This window comes from Plantactinospora sp. B6F1, from assembly GCF_040120695.1.
Taxonomy (GTDB): Bacteria; Actinomycetota; Actinomycetes; order Mycobacteriales; family Micromonosporaceae; genus Plantactinospora.
Genome location: NZ_JBEEAC010000001.1, coordinates 23,293 through 38,266, shown reverse-complemented (window position 1 = coordinate 38,266; position 14,974 = coordinate 23,293). Strand labels below are relative to the sequence as shown.

Sequence of the window (14,974 nt, the reverse complement as noted above, 5' to 3'; positions counted from 1 at the left end):
ATCCCGGGTTTCGGGCGGTTCCCGGGCCTCACCGTCCGGGCGAGACCCCGCCGGTACCCAACGCGAGCAGCTGTTCCAGTTCTGCGCTGTCGACAAGGGAGACCCGGTCGATCCGGCGCGTCGGGTCGGCGGTGGCCGCCTCCAGCAGCCGGCGGTAGTGCCCGGTGAGCCGCTCTATGGTCGCACCGTCGAACAGATCCGTGTTGTACCGGAAGGCACCGGTGAGTGAATTCTCCGCCTGGCGCAGCTCCACGTTGAGGTCGAACTGCCCCTCCAGTTGCGGTACGTCGAACGCCGCCAGCCGCAGCCCGGAGTACTCGATCTCCGGGCCGACGGCGGCGCCCTCCGGCACCATCGGCAGCGGCGGGTCGAGCCGGTCCGCCGCCACCATCGTGAAGGCGATCCGGAACAGCGGCGACCGGCTGCCGCCCCGGCCCGCCCCGAGCATCCGGTCCAGCAGCGGGAACGGGTAGCCGACGTGGGCCAGCCCGGAGAGCAGTTCCCGATGTGCCGCCGCCACCGCGTCGCCGAAGGTCGCCCCGGGCGCGAACGACGCGCGCAGCACCAGCGTGTTGACCAGATACCCGACCACGTCCCGCAGCCCCGCGCCGTACCGGGTCGCGACCGGGCAGCCGAGCGCGAAGTCGTCCTGGCCGCCGTACCGGTACAGGGTGGCCTGGAAGACCCCGAGTAGGAAGGCGAACGGGGTCACTCCGGCCGCCGTGGCCGCCGCCCTGACCCGGGCCGCGAGTTCGTCCGGGAGCCGCAGGTGGTAGGTCGCCCCGTCGAAGGTCTGCCGATCCGGTCGGGGCCGGTCGACCGGGATCGCCCCGGCCGCCACCCCGGTGCAGCGGTTCCGCCAGTACCGTTCCAGCCGGTCCCGCCGGGGCGAGTCGAGCAGTACCCGCTCCGCCTCGACATGGTCCAGGTAGCCTGCGGTCAGCGGTGCCCAGTCCGGCGCGCCACCGGCCGCGATCCCCCGGTAGCCGGCGAGCAGGTCGCGCAGCAGCAGCCACTGCGAGGTGGCGTCGCTGACGATGTGGTGGGTGACCAGCACCAGGGCGGCGTCCTCGGCGGAGCGGCGCAGCAGCACCACCCGGAACACGTCACCGGCACCGAGCCGGAACGGCACCTCGCCGACCGACCGGGCCAGCCCGAGCAGTGCCTCGTCGGAACGGCCCGGCACCTCCCGGACCTCCAGCCGGGAGCCGCCCGCCCGATCGACGCCGGCCGGCGGGACGAACTGCCGGGGCACCCCGTCGACCTCGGCGAAGGCCGCCCCGAGCACCGGATGCCGGGCCACCAGCGCGTCGACCGCCCGGGCCAGCGCCGTCTCGTCCAGCGCGGACCGGACCCGGACCGCGAGCGTGATGTTGTACGCCGGACTCTCCGGCGCGAGCTGGTAGAGGAACCAGAGCGCCTGCTGCCCGACCGAGAGCGGCTGGCCGGGACCGGGCGGCGAACCGTCCGACCCGGCCGGCGGCTGGCCCGGGTGGGTGCCCTGCACCGTCACCCCCGGGACCCGAGCACGCCGTGCAGGTAGCCGGCGAGAGCGTTCACGGTCGGGTGGTCCCAGGCCATCGTCGGCTCCACCTCGATGTCGAACCGCTCCTCCACGTCCCCGCTCAGGGTCATCGCGTACACCGAGTCGAGGCCGATCTCGACCAGCGGCGCGTCGGCGTCGATCTCCTCGGCCGGCCGTTGCAGGTAGAACGCGATCCGGCCGACCAGCCAGCTACGGATGGCGTCGACGGACGTGTCCTGGATGGTTCCGGACATGGTGCACTCCTTTGGCGTACGGACGCGGGCGGTCAGCCGGCCAGGTGCCGGTTGACGAGATCGAAGCCGCGGTTGTCCTGGTGACGTGTCAGCAGTTCGACGAAGAGGTGCCGCTCCAGCCCGTCCGGTGCCGCGCCCGGGTCGACGCCCAGCCGTCCGGCGAGCCGGGACAGCGCGGCGAGCAGCCACGGGGTGTCCCGCAGGAACGGGTCGTCCTGGTTGTGCCGCCACACCCCGAGGCAGGAGGCGGCGGCCAGCACGGTGGCGTACCGGTCGGTCAGCTCGAAGCTGCGCCGGCCGGCGATCACCGTACGGTCCCGGGGTGGCAGGTCGGCGCAGATCTCGGCGAGCCGGTCGAGTTCGGCGGTGAAGAGCCGGCAGAGCCGGCCGACGACCGGGTCGGCACCGGGTTCGGCGAGGTAGCCCCGGAGCGTGGCGGTCAGACTGTCCACCCCCCGGGCGGAGAGCCCGAGCGCGCCGAAGTCCAGCGGCGGCAGCGGACCGGTGAGCCGGAACAGTGCCGGCGGCGGTGGCGGGGACGAGCGCCAGCCCTGCTGGGCCAGCCGGGGCAGCTGCGGGATGATCGTCGCCTGGCAGACCGCCGCGCTGGCGTGGGTGAGCGTCGCGGCGAGCAGGTCCCGCAGGTTCTTCTGGAAGATTCCGTACGGGCCGTCCCGCAGGTAGGACCGGGCGCCCAGCACCACCGAGAGCCGGTGTGCCGCCTCCTGCAACAGCTTCGGCACCAGGTACTTCACCGCGGCGCTGTACACGCTGGTCTGCTCCGGCAGCAGGTGCAGCGCCCGGGCGACCACGGTGGCCAGGCAGTCGCTGATCAGCAGGTCCAGGAAGCCGTCGACCAGGGTGGTCCGGGCGTGCGGCAGTTCGGCCACCGGCAGCCCGTACAGCCGGCGGTCGAGGGCGAACCGCAGCACCGTACGCAGCTGGGTGTCGACGATCCCGACCGCCATCCCGGGCAGTACGCCCCGGGTCACCTGGAACGCCCGCAGCACCGTCTCCATCGCGGCGCCGAGGTCGCCGACGGCCGCGTCGGCCGGCACCGGGCAGTCGGTGAACTCCAGCCCGCCGAGCAGCACCCCGCGGACACCCGCGGTCCGGTGGCGGCGCAGCCGCCGCAGGTGCTCCGCCGGCAGCGCGGCCATGTCCAGCAGCAGGTGCGAGTGGCTGCGACTGCCCGGCCGGTCGTCGGTGCGGGCGAAGAGGGTCACCGCGTCCGCCCGGCCCAGGTTGCCGACCATCTCCTTGCGACCGGTCACCACGAAGTGGTCCCCGGCGGGCCGGGCGCGCAGCCGGGCCCGGCCGAAGTCGGTGCCGTGCGCCAGCTCGTTGTAGCCGGCCGACGCCTTGCCGTGCCGCAGCAGCAGGTCGGCCATCCAGCGCCGCTGCTGGGCGGTGCCGCTGGTCCAGACCGGGGTGGCGGCGATGAAGGTGGTGACCCCGTAGCCGACCCCGAGGGTGGTGTCCCGGCGGAACACCGCGCGCATCACCTGGGCCAGCCGGTCGGCCCGGTCGAACCGGCCGCCGAGGGCCCGGGGCACGAACTCGGCGTTCAGCCCGTACCCGTCGAGCGCCCGCTCGCCCTCGGCGAGCAGTTCGCCGCGCTCGTCGGCGGCGAGCACCGCCGGATAGCCGACCGGGTTCGCCGGGTCGTGCGGATCGCCGAGGTACGTCTCCAGGTCCGGCTCGGCGGTGCGGGCCGGGGCGGCACCGGGCACGGCGGCGTCGACACTCATCGGAGCACCTCGGAGGGTTGGGTGGCCGCCCCGGCGGGCCGGGCCGCAGGTTCGGATGCCGGCCTGCCCGCCTCGGCGAGCCGGGCCGGGAGCAGGGAGAAGAGCCGGCCCTCGCGGTGCTGGGCACGCAGGTCCGGCAGCAGCCGGTCGTAGTCGGCGCCGTCGTCCGGTCCGGGACCGGTCGCGGTGGCCGGCCGGAGCTGCCCGATCAGCCGGTGCAGGCAGGCGCGCAGCCAGCGGGCGTCCGCCCAGAGCGGTGCGGTCGGGCCGTCGGCGAGCCAGTGCCGGTTGCGCAGCCACAGTTGCAGGCAGGCGGCGGCGGCGAAGGCGAGCGCGTACTCGCCGGCCATCCCGAACGCCTCGGCCGGGACCTGCCGGGGTTGCGGCCGGTAGGCGGCCATCCGCTCGTGCAGCCCGTCGACCAGCCCGGCCAGCGTCTCGGCCTGGGCGGCCAGGGCCGACGGGGCGATGCCGGCGTCGACCAGTTCCCGCACCTCGGCGACGGCGGCCGGCAGCTGCTGCACCACGCTGCACCCGCTCCGGGACAGCAGCGCGAGCCGGCTCCGGTCGAAGTCGGGCAGCGGCCGGGCCAGTTCGACCGTGTCGGCCAGCCCCGGGTCGACCACGCCCCGCCGGTAGCCGCGAACCAGGCCCGGGAACTGGTTGACCAGGGTGTTCAGGTTGACCAGGGTGTTGCCGTCGAAGATCCCGACGATCCGGTGGTCGCGCTCGATCTTCTGGAACAGCCCGTCGGCGTGGTCGGCGGTGAGCAGGGCCCGGGCCCCGAGCACCTGGCCGAGTCGCGGGATGGTCCGGTCCATCATCGTCGGCACCAGGTACTTGGCGACCGCCGAGGTGACGCTCAGCTCGCCGGGGGTGGCGTGGATGCCGCGCGCGGTCAGCACGCTGGTGGCCTCGCCGATCAGCAGGTCGACGTACGCCTCGGTGAGGGTGCGGTGGGCGTGCGGCAGGTCGACGAGTGCCCGGTCGTAGAGCCGGTGCCCGGTGGCGAAGTCGAGGACCAGCCGCAGCGCCTGGTCGGCCAGGCCGAGCGACATCGCCGCGCACATCGTCCGGGTGAGCTGGACACTCTTCAGCACGATCTCCGGGCCGGCTCCGGCTTTGCCGAGCAGTGCCTCGGCCGGCACCTCGGCGCCGGTGAACGCGATCCCGCTGATGTCCGCGCCGCGTACCCCGTGGGTGCGCTCCTTCGGCAGGCAGCGGAACGTGCCGGGAGCCAGCCGTCGCTTGTCGACCAGCAACAGGCTGAAACCCCGGGTGCCGCCGGCCGGCTCGGTTCGGGCCAGTACGCAGACCAGATCCCCCCGGCTGGCGTTGTTGATCAGCCACTTCTCCCCGTCGATCCGGTAGCCGGCGCCGGTCGGCACCGCCGACACCTCACCGGCGAGCAGGTCGCTGCCGTGCTCCCGCTCGGTCAGCGCCAGCGAGATGACGCTGCCGGCGAGCACCTCGGCACCGACCCGGCGGGCCTGCTCCGGGGTGGCGCCGACCCAGGCGGAGACCGCACCGAGGTAGGTCTTGCCGTGTCCGATCGCGACGGTCAGGTCCCGGCGGGCCAGGATCCGCACCGCGTGCAGCAGTTCCTCGTAGCTGCGCAGTTCGCCGCCGTACTCGGCCGGCACGTACCAGCGGGGTAGCCCGAGCCGGTCCAGCTCGGCACAGATCTGGGCCGGGAACTCCTCCCGGGCGTCCAGCGCGACACAGCGGGCGAACGACGCCGCCCGGCCCGGGTCGTGCGGGTCGCCGAGGCCGTGGTCGAGGTGTTCGGCGAGCGCGAAGGCGGGATAGCGCATCCCGCTCACCCCCGCCCGGCCGGCACCGGCAGCCCGGCGCGGGCGGCCCGGTAGCGCTGCCGGACCTCCGGATCGAGATCCTCGTACGTCGCGTCCAGCACGCCGGAGACGAAGAGTTCCCGCATCATGGTGCGCTGGATCTTCCCGCTGGTGGTGCGCCGGACCTGGCCGACCCGGACGAACACGACGTTCGCCACCCGGAGCCCGAGGATCCGGCTCAGCGTCGACTTGACCGCACCGGCCAGCCCGGCGATCTCGACGGCGTCCCGGCTCCGGGTGCGCAGCTCCTGGACGACCACGATCTCCTCCCGGGGCGCCGGCACCGAGAAGACCGCGCAGGGCAGCCCGGCGAATGCCTCGGCCACCTCCCGGACCTCGCGTTCCAGGTCGTGCGGGTAGAGATTGCGGCCGTGCACGATCATCATTTCCTTGATCCGGCCGGTGACGTACAGTTCGCCGTCGTCGAAGACGCCGAGGTCACCGGTGCGCAGGAAGCCGCCGTCGCCGTCCGCGGTCACCGCGCCGAAGGCCCGCCGGGTCGCCTCCGGGTCCCCCCAGTAGCCCCGGGTCACGCTGCCGCCCCGGATCCACACCTCGCCGACCCGGCCGTCCGGCAGCACGGTGGAGGTGCCGGGGTCGATGATCCGCACGTCCAGCCCGTTGACCCGGCCGCTGCCGACCAGGGCCAGCCCGGCCGGGGCCGGCAGCGGGGCGAAGACGTCCCGGGCCAGCGCGTCGGGGTCGACGTGTGCGGTGACGGGGCGGCCGGTCGGGCGGGCTCCGGTGACACAGAGCGTCGCCTCGGCCAGCCCGTACGTCGGCAGGAACGACTCGTAGCGGAATCCGGCCGGGGCGAACCGGGCGGCGAACCGCTCCAGGGTGGCCGGGTCGACCGGCTCGGCGCCGTTGCAGGCGTACCGCCAGCGGGACAGGTCCAGCCCGGCGACCTGCTCGTCGCTGAGCAGCCGGGCGCAGAGGTCGTACGCGAAGTTCGGCGCGCAGGCCACCTCGGCGCCGTACCGGTCGATAGCCTCCAGCCACAGGTGCGGCCGTTTGAGGAAGTCGTTGGGCCGGATCAGCACCGCCGTGCTGCCGAGCAGCAGCGGCGCGATCAGCATCGCGATCAGGCCCATGTCGTGGTAGAGCGGCAACCAGGAGCAGAACCGGGTCTGGTCGGTCCAGCCGAGCGTGCGGTGCACCGAACCGATGTTGTGCAGCACGTTGCCGTGGGTGACCATCACGCCCTTCGGGTCGCTGGTCGACCCGGAGGTGTACTGGAGGAACGCGATGTCGTCGGGGCGGGCCGGATAGGGCAGCCACCCGGCGACCGCCGCCGGCCCGCCCGGGTCCGCCGCGTCTGCGCCGGGGCCCGGGTCCGTCGCGTCGGCGACCGCGCCCGGGGCGTCGAGGTCGGTCGCCGCGAACGCCAAGTGGTCCAGCCCCTCCTGGAGCATCCAGTCGTCGACCGCCCGCAGGTTCTCCGGACCGGTCAGCACCACCGCCACGTCCGCGTTCCGGGCGATCGCGCTGGTCCGGTCGGCGTGGTGCCGGTAGTTCGCCGGCAGCGGCACCGGCACCGGGATCACTCCGGCGTAGAGGCAGCCCAGGAAGCCGGCCACGAACTCCAGCCCGGTCGGATAGAGCAGCAGCGCCCGGTCGCCCGGCCGGCACCGCCGGCCCAGCCAGGCCGCCGTCGACCGGGCCGCCCGGTCGAGTTCGGCGTACGTCAGGGACGTTTCGACGAACCGGTCCCCCGCACCACGGCAGAACACCACCGCCTGCCGCCCTGGCGATCGGGCGACGTTGCGCCGGACCGCCTCGACGATGCTTCCCTTGGACACGTTCACTTCCCCGGCTTCTCCGGTACGGCATCCACCGCGCCATCGGCGTTTCCGTGGCAGACCGTACGATCGACGTCCATATTCGGGCTATATCGGCGGGCTGCGCCCCGGGCCGTCGGCCGGTCAGCCGCAACCGCCGGCGTGTCCCTCGTCGGTCCGGCCCGGCGCACCCGCGAGCACCGGTTCCGGAGCCGTCCCGTTCCCCGGCACCCGCGCCGGGCCCACCGGCGCGCCGCTCGACGGTTTCGTGGCGGCGACACGCTTCGCGGTGACCGAGGCGGCGAAGGCGTCCAGCCGGTCCACCCCCCAGTACCGGTCGTGGCCGTGCACGAAGAACGGCACCCCGAACACGCCGTCGCGGTAGATGTCGAGCAGTGCGGCGACGCCCTGGCGGCGTACCTCGGGATCGTCCGCCGCCCCGGACACCCCGGCCGGATCGAGCCCCAGCTCGGCGGCGATCCCGGCGACCGTGGCCCGGTCGCAGATGTCGCGCCCCTCGTCCCACCTGGCCCGGTACGCCCGCTCCAGGTACGCCGCCCCGGCACCGTGCCGCGCCGCCACCAGGTAGCCCAGGTGCGGGATCTCCCAGATCGGCTCCCGGTCGACCGGCCAGCGCAACGTCAGCCCGCGCTGCGCGGTGAGCCGCCGGACGTCGGCGAGCACGTAGAGGTGCTTCGCCCGGGACATCGGGGTGTAGACGAATTCGCCGCCGGCCTCGGCGAGCAGCCGCGAACTGTGCTCGTCCGGCTCCCAGAACGGCACCCACTCCAGCTCGGACGGAAGCTCCGGATGCCGCTGGTGCAGGTCCCGGTAGGCGAGCCAGGAGTACGGGCTGCGCAGGCTGAAGTAGAACCGTGGGGTGCGGCGCACCGCCATGGAAACTCCTCGGGGCAGGGGCGGTACGCGCTACAGCGCGATGCCGCCGTCGACTTGGAAGACCTGGCCGGTGACGTAGGAGGCCCGGTCCGAGACGAGGAAGCCGACGAGGTCGGCGGCCTCCTCCGCCCGGCCGAACCGGCCCAGCGGGATCCGGCCCAGCATCTCCTTGGCGACCGCCGGGGGCAGCCCCGAGGTCATGTCGGTCTCGATGAAGCCCGGTGCGACGGCGTTGGCCCGGATGCCGTACCGGCCCATCTCCTTGGCCAGCGCCCTGGTGAAGCCGATGATCCCGGCCTTGGAGGCCGAGTAGTTGGTCTGCCCGGCGTTGCCGGCGACCCCGGCCACCGAGGAGAGCGTCACCACCGATCCACGCTTCCGCTTCATCATCGCGAAGACCGCCGACCGGCACACCGTGAAGGTGCCGTCGAGGTTGGTCCGGAGTACGCCGTGCCACTCGTCCTCGCCCATCAGCACCAGCGGCCGGTCCCGGGTCACCCCGGCGACGGTCACCACCGCCTCGATCGGGCCCAGCTCGTCCTCGGTGGCGGCGACGAAGTCGCGTACCTGGGCCAGATCCACCACGTCGACCTGCCGGGTCAGCACCCGGGCCCCGGCGGACCGGGCGGCCTTGGCCGACAGTTCCGCCGCCTCCGCGTTGGCCTGGTAGCAGAAGGCCACGTCGAAGCCGTCGGCGGCCAGCCGGGCCACCACGGCCCGGCCGATGCCCCGGGACCCGCCGCTGACCAGCGCGACGCGCCGTCCGTTCTCACTCATCTCACACCCCCGGCCACCGCGGCCGGCTGCGCCGGGCGCAGCGCGCTGACCGGGCGCTGCGCCTCGACGAACTGCCCGACCTGGAGCACCGTCCGGTCGCCGACCACGGTCTCGCCCTCCAGGATCACCGTGTCACCGACGAGCTTGACCAGCCGGACCCGGTGTTCCAGGACGTCACCCGGATACACCGGTGCACCGAAGCTGACGTTGTTGATCGCGCCGGCCAGCCCGACCATCCCGACCAGGACGTCCGGGTTGGGCTTCTCCCAGGTGGCCAGCAACACGCCCGCCTGTGCCCAGGACTCGACGATCAGCGTCGCCGGGTACGCGTAGTCGCGGTCGGCGGACTCGTCACCGAGCCACTGGTAACACGACTCGGTGCAGCTCACCGCCTTCACCGCGGTCAGCCGCTCCCCCGGCACCAGCTCGACCACCCGGTCCAGCAGCAGGATCGGGTACCGGTGCGGCACCACCTTCCGGATCTCGGCGACCCCGAACATCAGTCCTCCTCCGGGCGGTACCGCAGCCGCAGCTCGGCGGCCCGCCCCCGGTCGGTGTTGACGGTGGCCGTGCAGCGCAGCTCCGGGCCGGTGAAGGTGAACGCCACCTCGATCCGGAGTTCGTCGCCGGGGGCGACCGGGCTGAGGAACCGGCACCGGTCCATGGCGGCCAGTTCCGGCCGGTAGCTGCCGCGCAGCGCGGCCCGGACGGTCTGACCGACCAGTTCGACCAGGTACACGCCGGGCAGCAGCGGAAAGCCCGGGAAGTGGCCGGCGAAGACCGGGTCACCGGGATCCACCTTGGCGGTCGCCACCGCGGAGGTCTCGTCGGCCTCGACCAGCTCGACCTGGTCGGCCAGGGGTGCGCAGCGCAGCGTCACGACCGGGCCCGCAGCTTGCCGTCGAGGAGTTGGTAGGTGCTGTCGAGCGTGCTGACCGCGACCAGCTCGCTCTCCTCCATCTTGACGCCGTACCGCTTCTCCAGCCGGACGGTGATCTCCAGGGCCATCAGGGAGTCCACCTCCAGGTCGTTGACGAAGTGGGCGTCGTCGGTGACCTCGGCCAGGTCGACGTCGATGGTGTCGGCGATGAGCCGCCGGAGGTCTTCCTTGTCGAGCCCCGTGGTGAGCTGGTCAGACATGACTTTCCGTCCTTTCGGTGGGTACCTCGTGGTGCTTCGGCGTGGGCGTCGTCGCCCGGGGTTGGCTCGGCAGGCACGGACTCGGCGAGCACGGACTCGGCGAGCACGGACTCGACGACGCCGAGTTGGTAGTCGCCGGCCCGGAAGCCGGGATGGCGCAGCAGCCGGCGGTGGAAGTCGACGTTCGTGGTCACCCCCGCCGACCGGTACTCGGCCAGCGCCCGGTCCAGCCGGCGCAGCGCCTCCTCCCGGGTGGCGCCGTACGTGACGATCTTGGCCAGCAGCGAGTCGTAGAACGGCGGTACGACGTAGCCGTCGTAGAGGTGGCTGTCCACCCGTACGCCGGGGCCGGCCGGCATCCGCAGCCCGTACAGCCGGCCGGTCGAGCCGGCCCAGTCCCGGTCGACGTCCTCGGCGTTGATCCGCGCCTCGATCGAGTGCCCCTCGAACCGGACGTCGGACTGGCTCAGGTCCAGCCGTTCCCCGGCGGCGATCCGGATCATCCAGCCGACGATGTCGATCCCGGTGCGTACCTCGGTGATCGGGTGCTCGACCTGGAGCCGGGTGTTCATCTCCATGAAGTACGCCGCCCCGTCTGGCGCGACCAGGAACTCGAAGGTGCCGGCGCTGACGTAACCGATGTCCCGGGCCCCGGCCACCGCCGCCGCGCAGAGCCGCTCCCGCAGCCGCGGGTCCAGCGCCGGGGAGGGTGACTCCTCGACCAGCTTCTGGTGCCGGCGCTGCACCGAGCAGTCCCGCTCGCCGAGGTGCAGCACGGTGCCGTGCCCGTCGGCCAGCACCTGCACCTCGATGTGCCGGGCGGCCGGCAGGTACCGCTCCAGGTAGACCCGGTCGTCGGCGAAGAGGGTGCGTGCGGCGGCCCGGGTCGACTCGTACGCCAGCGGCAGGTCCTCGGGCCGGTGCACCACCGCGATGCCCCGGCCGCCGCCACCGGCCACCGACTTGATGATCAGCGGGAACTCGATCTCGTCGGAGACCGTGACCGCGTCGCCGAGGGAGTCGACGGTGCCGTCCGAGCCGGGCAGTACCGGCACCCCGGCGGCCCGCATCGCCGCCCGGGCCGCCACCTTGTCGCCCATCAGCGCGATGTGCTCGGCGGCCGGGCCGACGAAGGTGAGCCCGACGCCCCGGCAGGAGGCGGCGAAGACCGGATCCTCGGAGAGGAAGCCGCAGCCCGGGTGCACCGCGTCGGCGCCGGACTTGGCGGCGGCGTAGAGGATGGCCGGGATGTTGGTGTAGCTGCGGGCGACCGACCCCGGCCCGATCCGCACGGACTGGTCGGCGAGCTGCACCGCCAGGCTGTCCCGGTCGGCGGAGGAGTAGACCTGCACGGTTTCCAGACCGAGGTCCCGGCAGGCGCGGATGATCCGGACGGCGATCTCGCCCCGGTTGCAGATGAGTACCCGGTTGACCATGTCCGGCACCTCAGCCCGGCTCGATGCTGAGCAGCGGCTGCTCGTACTCGACGACCTCGCCGTCGCTGACGTGGACGGCCCGGACGATCCCGCCCCGGTCGGCGAGGACCGGGTTCATCATCTTCATCGCCTCGACGATCGCGACCTGGTCGCCGGCCTCGACCCGCTCGCCGATCTCGGCGAAGGGCGGCTGGTCCGGGCCGGGACGGCGGTAGAAGACCCCCATCAGCGGCGCGGTCACCGGCACGGTGCCCACCGGCGCGGCGACGGCGGTCGCATCCGGTACCGCCGCCACGGCCGCGCCGGATAGGGCGCTCGGCGCCGTCCCGGTCGCCTGGGCCGGCACGCCGGGCACCGACGCCAGCACGACCGAAGCCGACGCCTGCTCGGCGGTGACGACCCGCTCCCGGCCGCCCTCGGCTGCCTCGACCTCGATCCGGACGTCGGCCACGCTCACCCGGACCCGCCGGATGGCCGGGTCGCGGACCAGCTCGGCCACCTCGGCGGCGGCCCGTACCGCGCTGCGCAACGTGCTCTCCGGCACCGGCGCCGCCCCGTCGACCCGGACCGGCGGACCGCCGTTCGTCGACCGGACACCGTTGCTCGTCTCAGACATGCGCGCCTTCCCTCCATGGTTCCGCCGCCGGGCTGCCGGTGCCGCCGCCGTCCCGGATGGTGCCGCCGCCGTCCCGGATGGTGCCGCCGCCGTCCCGGGCGGTGCCGCCGTCCCGGGCCAGCACGCCGTATCCGCGCAGCCGGCGGTAGCGGGCGGCCAGCAGTTCCTCGACCGGCACCCCGGCAAGCTGGCCCAGCAGCCGGCTCACCGCCTCGGCGACGAGTCCGGCGGCCCGCTCCGGATCACCGGGTGGCTCCGGCAGGATCTCGTCGACCACACCGAGCCGGCCGAGGTCCTCGGCGCGCAGCCGCAGCGCGCGGGCGGCCACCGGGGCCTGCCCGGCGTCGCCGAAGAGGATCGCGGCGCAGCCCTCCGGACTGATCACCGAGAAGACGCCGTTCTCCTGAATCAGCAGCCGGTCCGCGACCGCCAGCGCCAGCGCGCCACCACTGCCGCCCTCCCCGGTGATCACCGCGACCACCGGGGTACGCAGCCCCGCCGCCAGGGCCAGGGTCTCGGCGATCGCACCGCTCTGGTTGCCCTCCTCGGCCGCCAACCCCGGGTAGGCCCCCGGGGTGTCCACCAGGGTCACCACCGGTACGCCCCAGCGCTGCGCCAGCTCGAACAGCCGCATCACCTTGCGGTAGCCGGCCGGATGCGGCATGCCGAAGTTGTTCGCCACGTTCTCCCTGGTGTCCCGCCCCTTGGCGGTCCCGACCACCACCACCGGGCTGCCGTCCAGCCGGGCCAGCCCGCCGACGATCGCCGAGTCGTCCCGCTCCCAGCGGTCGCCGTGCAGCTCGACGAAGTCGTCGAAGATCCGGTCGAGGTGCTGCCGCACCGTCGGCCGGTCCGCGGCCCGGGCCCGGCGCACCGCCGTCCAGGCGTCCACCGAGCGCTCGGGCCGGTCCTCGTGCCCGGGGGTACGGGACGGCCGCGGCCCGGGGGTACGGGACGACCGCGGCCCGGCAACCGGCACCGGGCCGGCGGCGGTTCCGGCCGCCGCGCAGAAGCCGATCAGCCGGGCCAGCACCCCGGGCAGCTCCGCCCGGCGTACCACCAGGTCGACGTGGCCGTGCTCGTGCAGGAAGCGCGCGGTCTGGAAGCCCGCCGGCAGCGGCTGCCGGATCGTCTGCTCGATCACCCGGGGACCGGCGAAACCCGCCCGGGTCCCCTCCTCGGCGACGATCACGTCACCGAGACTGGCGAAGGAGGCGGCCACCCCGCCGTAGACCGGATCGGTGAGCACGCTGAGGTAGGGCACCCCGGCGTCCCGGAGCAGCCGGATCGCGGCGGCGGTCTTGGCCATCTGCAACAGGGAGAGGACGCCCTCCTGCATCCGGGCGCCGCCGGAGGCGCTGACCGCGACCAGCGGCACCCCGTGGTCCAGCGCGGTCTCGGCGGCCCGGGCGACCTTCTCGCCGACCGCCGAGCCCATGCTGCCGCCGAGGAAGGCGAAGTCGAGCACGACCAGGGCGACCCGGTGCCCGCCGATGGTCGCCAGCCCCAGCACCGCGCCGTCGGCCCGACCGGTCTTCGCCCGGGCCCGCTCCAGCCGCTGCGGGTACGGCATCCGGTCGGTGAACTCCAGCGGATCGGCGGCGGCGAGGTCGGCGTCGTGCTCGACGAAGCTGTCCGGGTCGACCAGCAGCGCGATCCGGTCGTCGGCGCCCAGCGGCAGGTGGTGGCCGCACTCGGGACAGGTGTGCAGGGCCCGGGCCAGCCGGTCCCGGTGCAGCAGCGCCGCGCAGCGCGGGCACGGCCGCCAGACGCCGTCCGGCAGCCCGTTGATCCGCTCCAGTGTGGATGGTTCCACCGGTCAGCCCACCGAGCCGAGCAGGGTGGCGCCGACCTGGCCGTCCCGGTCCACCCCGGTGACGAGTGCGACGCCGTCGGGACGGTCGGCCAACTCGCCGAGCGCACCGGCGAGCTGGAACGCGGACGACGCCGCCGAGGTGTCGCCGAGCAGGGCCCGGCAGTGCACCCGGGTCGGCCGGGCCGCACCGAGCACGTCGGCCAGGGCCGCCTCCTCCTGCGCGCCGAACCCGTCGCCGCTGTCCGAGGCGGCCAGCACGGTGACGTCGGCCGGGCTCAGGCCGGCTCCGGCGAGCACCTCGGCGACGGCGCGGGCCAACGCCGGCCGGGCCCCCGACGGGTCGGCGAAGGCGAGGAACCGGGAACCCCGGACCGCCGCCAGCGGTTGACGCTGCTGCCGGACCGCGCTGGCGTACGACTCCAGCAGGAAGATCGCACAACCCTCGCCGAGCGGGGTCGCGCCGCCGGCCGGGGCGACGCCGTCGGAGGACCGGGCGTGCCACTCCAGCCAGCCGCGCGGCACCGAGTACTCCTCGACCGCACCGCAGAGCACCGGCTCGCTGTGGCCGCACCGGTGCAGCCGTACGGCGTAGTTCAGCGCCAGCAGGCCGGTCAGGGAGCCGCCCGCGATGGTGGTGTTCGGGCCCTTCAGCCCGTACCAGATCGCGCTCTGCCCGGCGGCGCGGTTCATCACCGTGTTCGGGAAGCGCGCCGGGTCGACGTGGAACGGCTTCGCCCCGGTCAGCGACTCCCGGGTGAAGTCCATGATGCTCCGCACGCTGCCCGAGTTGGTGCCCAGCACCAGGCCGAGCCGCTCCGGCTCGCCGAGCCGCTCCCGGCCGTACCGGTCGAGCAGCATCCCGACGGTGGCGACCGCGATCCCGGTGGCCCGGTCCATCGACCGGGTGCCCTTCTTGCCGAGCACCTCGGCGACGTCGAAGCCGGGGATCAGCCCGGCCCGGTCGTACGGCCCGGGCCAGGCGTCCGGGTCCAGCGCGGTCACCGCACCGGTCCCGGCCCGCAGGCCGGCGGTGAACCGGTCGGCGCCGAGCCCGAACGCCGACGCGGCCGACCAGCCGGAGAGCACCAGCTCGTCCGCGGCGATGGTGGTGGTGGTGACGCTCATCTG

14 protein-coding genes are annotated in these 14,974 nt (G+C 74.1%); all 14 read right to left on the bottom strand.

The window, feature by feature from the left end:
• Nucleotides 1-28: 28 nt before the first annotated feature.
• Nucleotides 29-1,513, bottom strand: coding sequence for a condensation domain-containing protein (locus ABNF97_RS00185; protein ID WP_349337221.1), 1,485 nt, complete (start codon nt 1,511-1,513; stop codon nt 29-31).
• A complete protein-coding gene (locus tag ABNF97_RS00180; RefSeq protein ID WP_130462522.1) occupies nt 1,510-1,779 on the bottom strand; it encodes a phosphopantetheine-binding protein in 270 nt (89 codons plus the stop codon). Before ABNF97_RS00180 ends, ABNF97_RS00185 begins: the two co-directional genes overlap by 4 nt.
• Nucleotides 1,780-1,811: 32 nt before the next feature.
• Complete coding sequence (locus ABNF97_RS00175; protein ID WP_349337220.1) at nt 1,812-3,530, bottom strand: acyl-CoA dehydrogenase family protein; 1,719 nt, start codon at nt 3,528-3,530, stop codon at nt 1,812-1,814.
• On the bottom strand, nt 3,527-5,344 hold the full coding sequence (locus tag ABNF97_RS00170) for an acyl-CoA dehydrogenase family protein (protein ID WP_349337219.1): 1,818 nt from the start codon (nt 5,342-5,344) through the stop codon (nt 3,527-3,529). Before ABNF97_RS00170 ends, ABNF97_RS00175 begins: the two co-directional genes overlap by 4 nt.
• Before the next feature lie 5 nt (nt 5,345-5,349).
• A complete protein-coding gene (locus ABNF97_RS00165; protein ID WP_165436695.1) occupies nt 5,350-7,185 on the bottom strand; it encodes an AMP-binding protein in 1,836 nt (611 codons plus the stop codon).
• Nucleotides 7,186-7,308: 123 nt separating this feature from the next.
• Entirely contained in the window at nt 7,309-8,061 is a 753-nt protein-coding gene (locus ABNF97_RS00160; protein WP_349337218.1) for a 2-hydroxychromene-2-carboxylate isomerase, read from the bottom strand.
• A gap of 30 nt (nt 8,062-8,091) precedes the next feature.
• Nucleotides 8,092-8,838 (bottom strand): 3-oxoacyl-ACP reductase FabG, encoded by a 747-nt coding sequence (gene fabG / locus ABNF97_RS00155; protein WP_130462517.1) that lies wholly within the window; start codon nt 8,836-8,838, stop codon nt 8,092-8,094.
• On the bottom strand, nt 8,835-9,338 hold the full coding sequence (locus ABNF97_RS00150; RefSeq protein WP_130462516.1) for a 3-hydroxyacyl-ACP dehydratase: 504 nt from the start codon (nt 9,336-9,338) through the stop codon (nt 8,835-8,837). The genes fabG and ABNF97_RS00150 overlap by 4 nt, the downstream gene beginning before the upstream one ends.
• Entirely contained in the window at nt 9,338-9,718 is a 381-nt protein-coding gene (locus tag ABNF97_RS00145; protein ID WP_130462515.1) for an ApeI family dehydratase, read from the bottom strand. Before ABNF97_RS00145 ends, ABNF97_RS00150 begins: the two co-directional genes overlap by 1 nt.
• The gene (locus ABNF97_RS00140) at nt 9,715-9,903 is read right to left on the bottom strand and encodes an acyl carrier protein (protein WP_349337559.1); all 189 of its coding nucleotides are present in this window, start codon (nt 9,901-9,903) and stop codon (nt 9,715-9,717) included. The genes ABNF97_RS00145 and ABNF97_RS00140 overlap by 4 nt, the downstream gene beginning before the upstream one ends.
• Nucleotides 9,846-11,414 carry an acetyl-CoA carboxylase biotin carboxylase subunit gene (locus tag ABNF97_RS00135; RefSeq protein ID WP_349337217.1) on the bottom strand — a complete coding sequence of 523 codons (1,569 nt, stop codon included), beginning with the start codon at nt 11,412-11,414 and terminating at the stop codon, nt 9,846-9,848. The genes ABNF97_RS00140 and ABNF97_RS00135 overlap by 58 nt, the downstream gene beginning before the upstream one ends.
• A gap of 10 nt (nt 11,415-11,424) precedes the next feature.
• Nucleotides 11,425-12,030, bottom strand: a complete 606-nt coding sequence (locus tag ABNF97_RS00130) for an acetyl-CoA carboxylase biotin carboxyl carrier protein (RefSeq protein WP_349337216.1) — start codon at nt 12,028-12,030, stop codon at nt 11,425-11,427.
• Entirely contained in the window at nt 12,023-13,846 is a 1,824-nt protein-coding gene (gene accD / locus ABNF97_RS00125) for an acetyl-CoA carboxylase, carboxyltransferase subunit beta (RefSeq protein WP_349337215.1), read from the bottom strand. The genes ABNF97_RS00130 and accD overlap by 8 nt, the downstream gene beginning before the upstream one ends.
• Nucleotides 13,847-13,849: 3 nt before the next feature.
• Nucleotides 13,850-14,971, bottom strand: a complete 1,122-nt coding sequence (locus ABNF97_RS00120) for a beta-ketoacyl synthase N-terminal-like domain-containing protein (RefSeq protein ID WP_349337214.1) — start codon at nt 14,969-14,971, stop codon at nt 13,850-13,852.
• Between the last annotated feature and the right edge of the window lie 3 nt (nt 14,972-14,974).

What these genes read in the sequence shown, in the direction of transcription:
- ABNF97_RS00180 (WP_130462522.1), bottom strand. Translation starts at nt 1,779, where the DNA reads ATGTCCGGAACCATCCAGGACACGTCCGTCGACGCCATCCGTAGCTGG.
- ABNF97_RS00175 (WP_349337220.1), bottom strand. Translation starts at nt 3,530, where the DNA reads ATGAGTGTCGACGCCGCCGTGCCCGGTGCCGCCCCGGCCCGCACCGCC.
- ABNF97_RS00170 (WP_349337219.1), bottom strand. Translation starts at nt 5,344, where the DNA reads ATGCGCTATCCCGCCTTCGCGCTCGCCGAACACCTCGACCACGGCCTC.
- ABNF97_RS00160 (WP_349337218.1), bottom strand. Translation starts at nt 8,061, where the DNA reads ATGGCGGTGCGCCGCACCCCACGGTTCTACTTCAGCCTGCGCAGCCCG.
- fabG (WP_130462517.1), bottom strand. Translation starts at nt 8,838, where the DNA reads ATGAGTGAGAACGGACGGCGCGTCGCGCTGGTCAGCGGCGGGTCCCGG.
- ABNF97_RS00150 (WP_130462516.1), bottom strand. Translation starts at nt 9,338, where the DNA reads ATGTTCGGGGTCGCCGAGATCCGGAAGGTGGTGCCGCACCGGTACCCG.
- ABNF97_RS00135 (WP_349337217.1), bottom strand. Translation starts at nt 11,414, where the DNA reads ATGGTCAACCGGGTACTCATCTGCAACCGGGGCGAGATCGCCGTCCGG.
- ABNF97_RS00130 (WP_349337216.1), bottom strand. Translation starts at nt 12,030, where the DNA reads ATGTCTGAGACGAGCAACGGTGTCCGGTCGACGAACGGCGGTCCGCCG.
- ABNF97_RS00120 (WP_349337214.1), bottom strand. Translation starts at nt 14,971, where the DNA reads ATGAGCGTCACCACCACCACCATCGCCGCGGACGAGCTGGTGCTCTCC.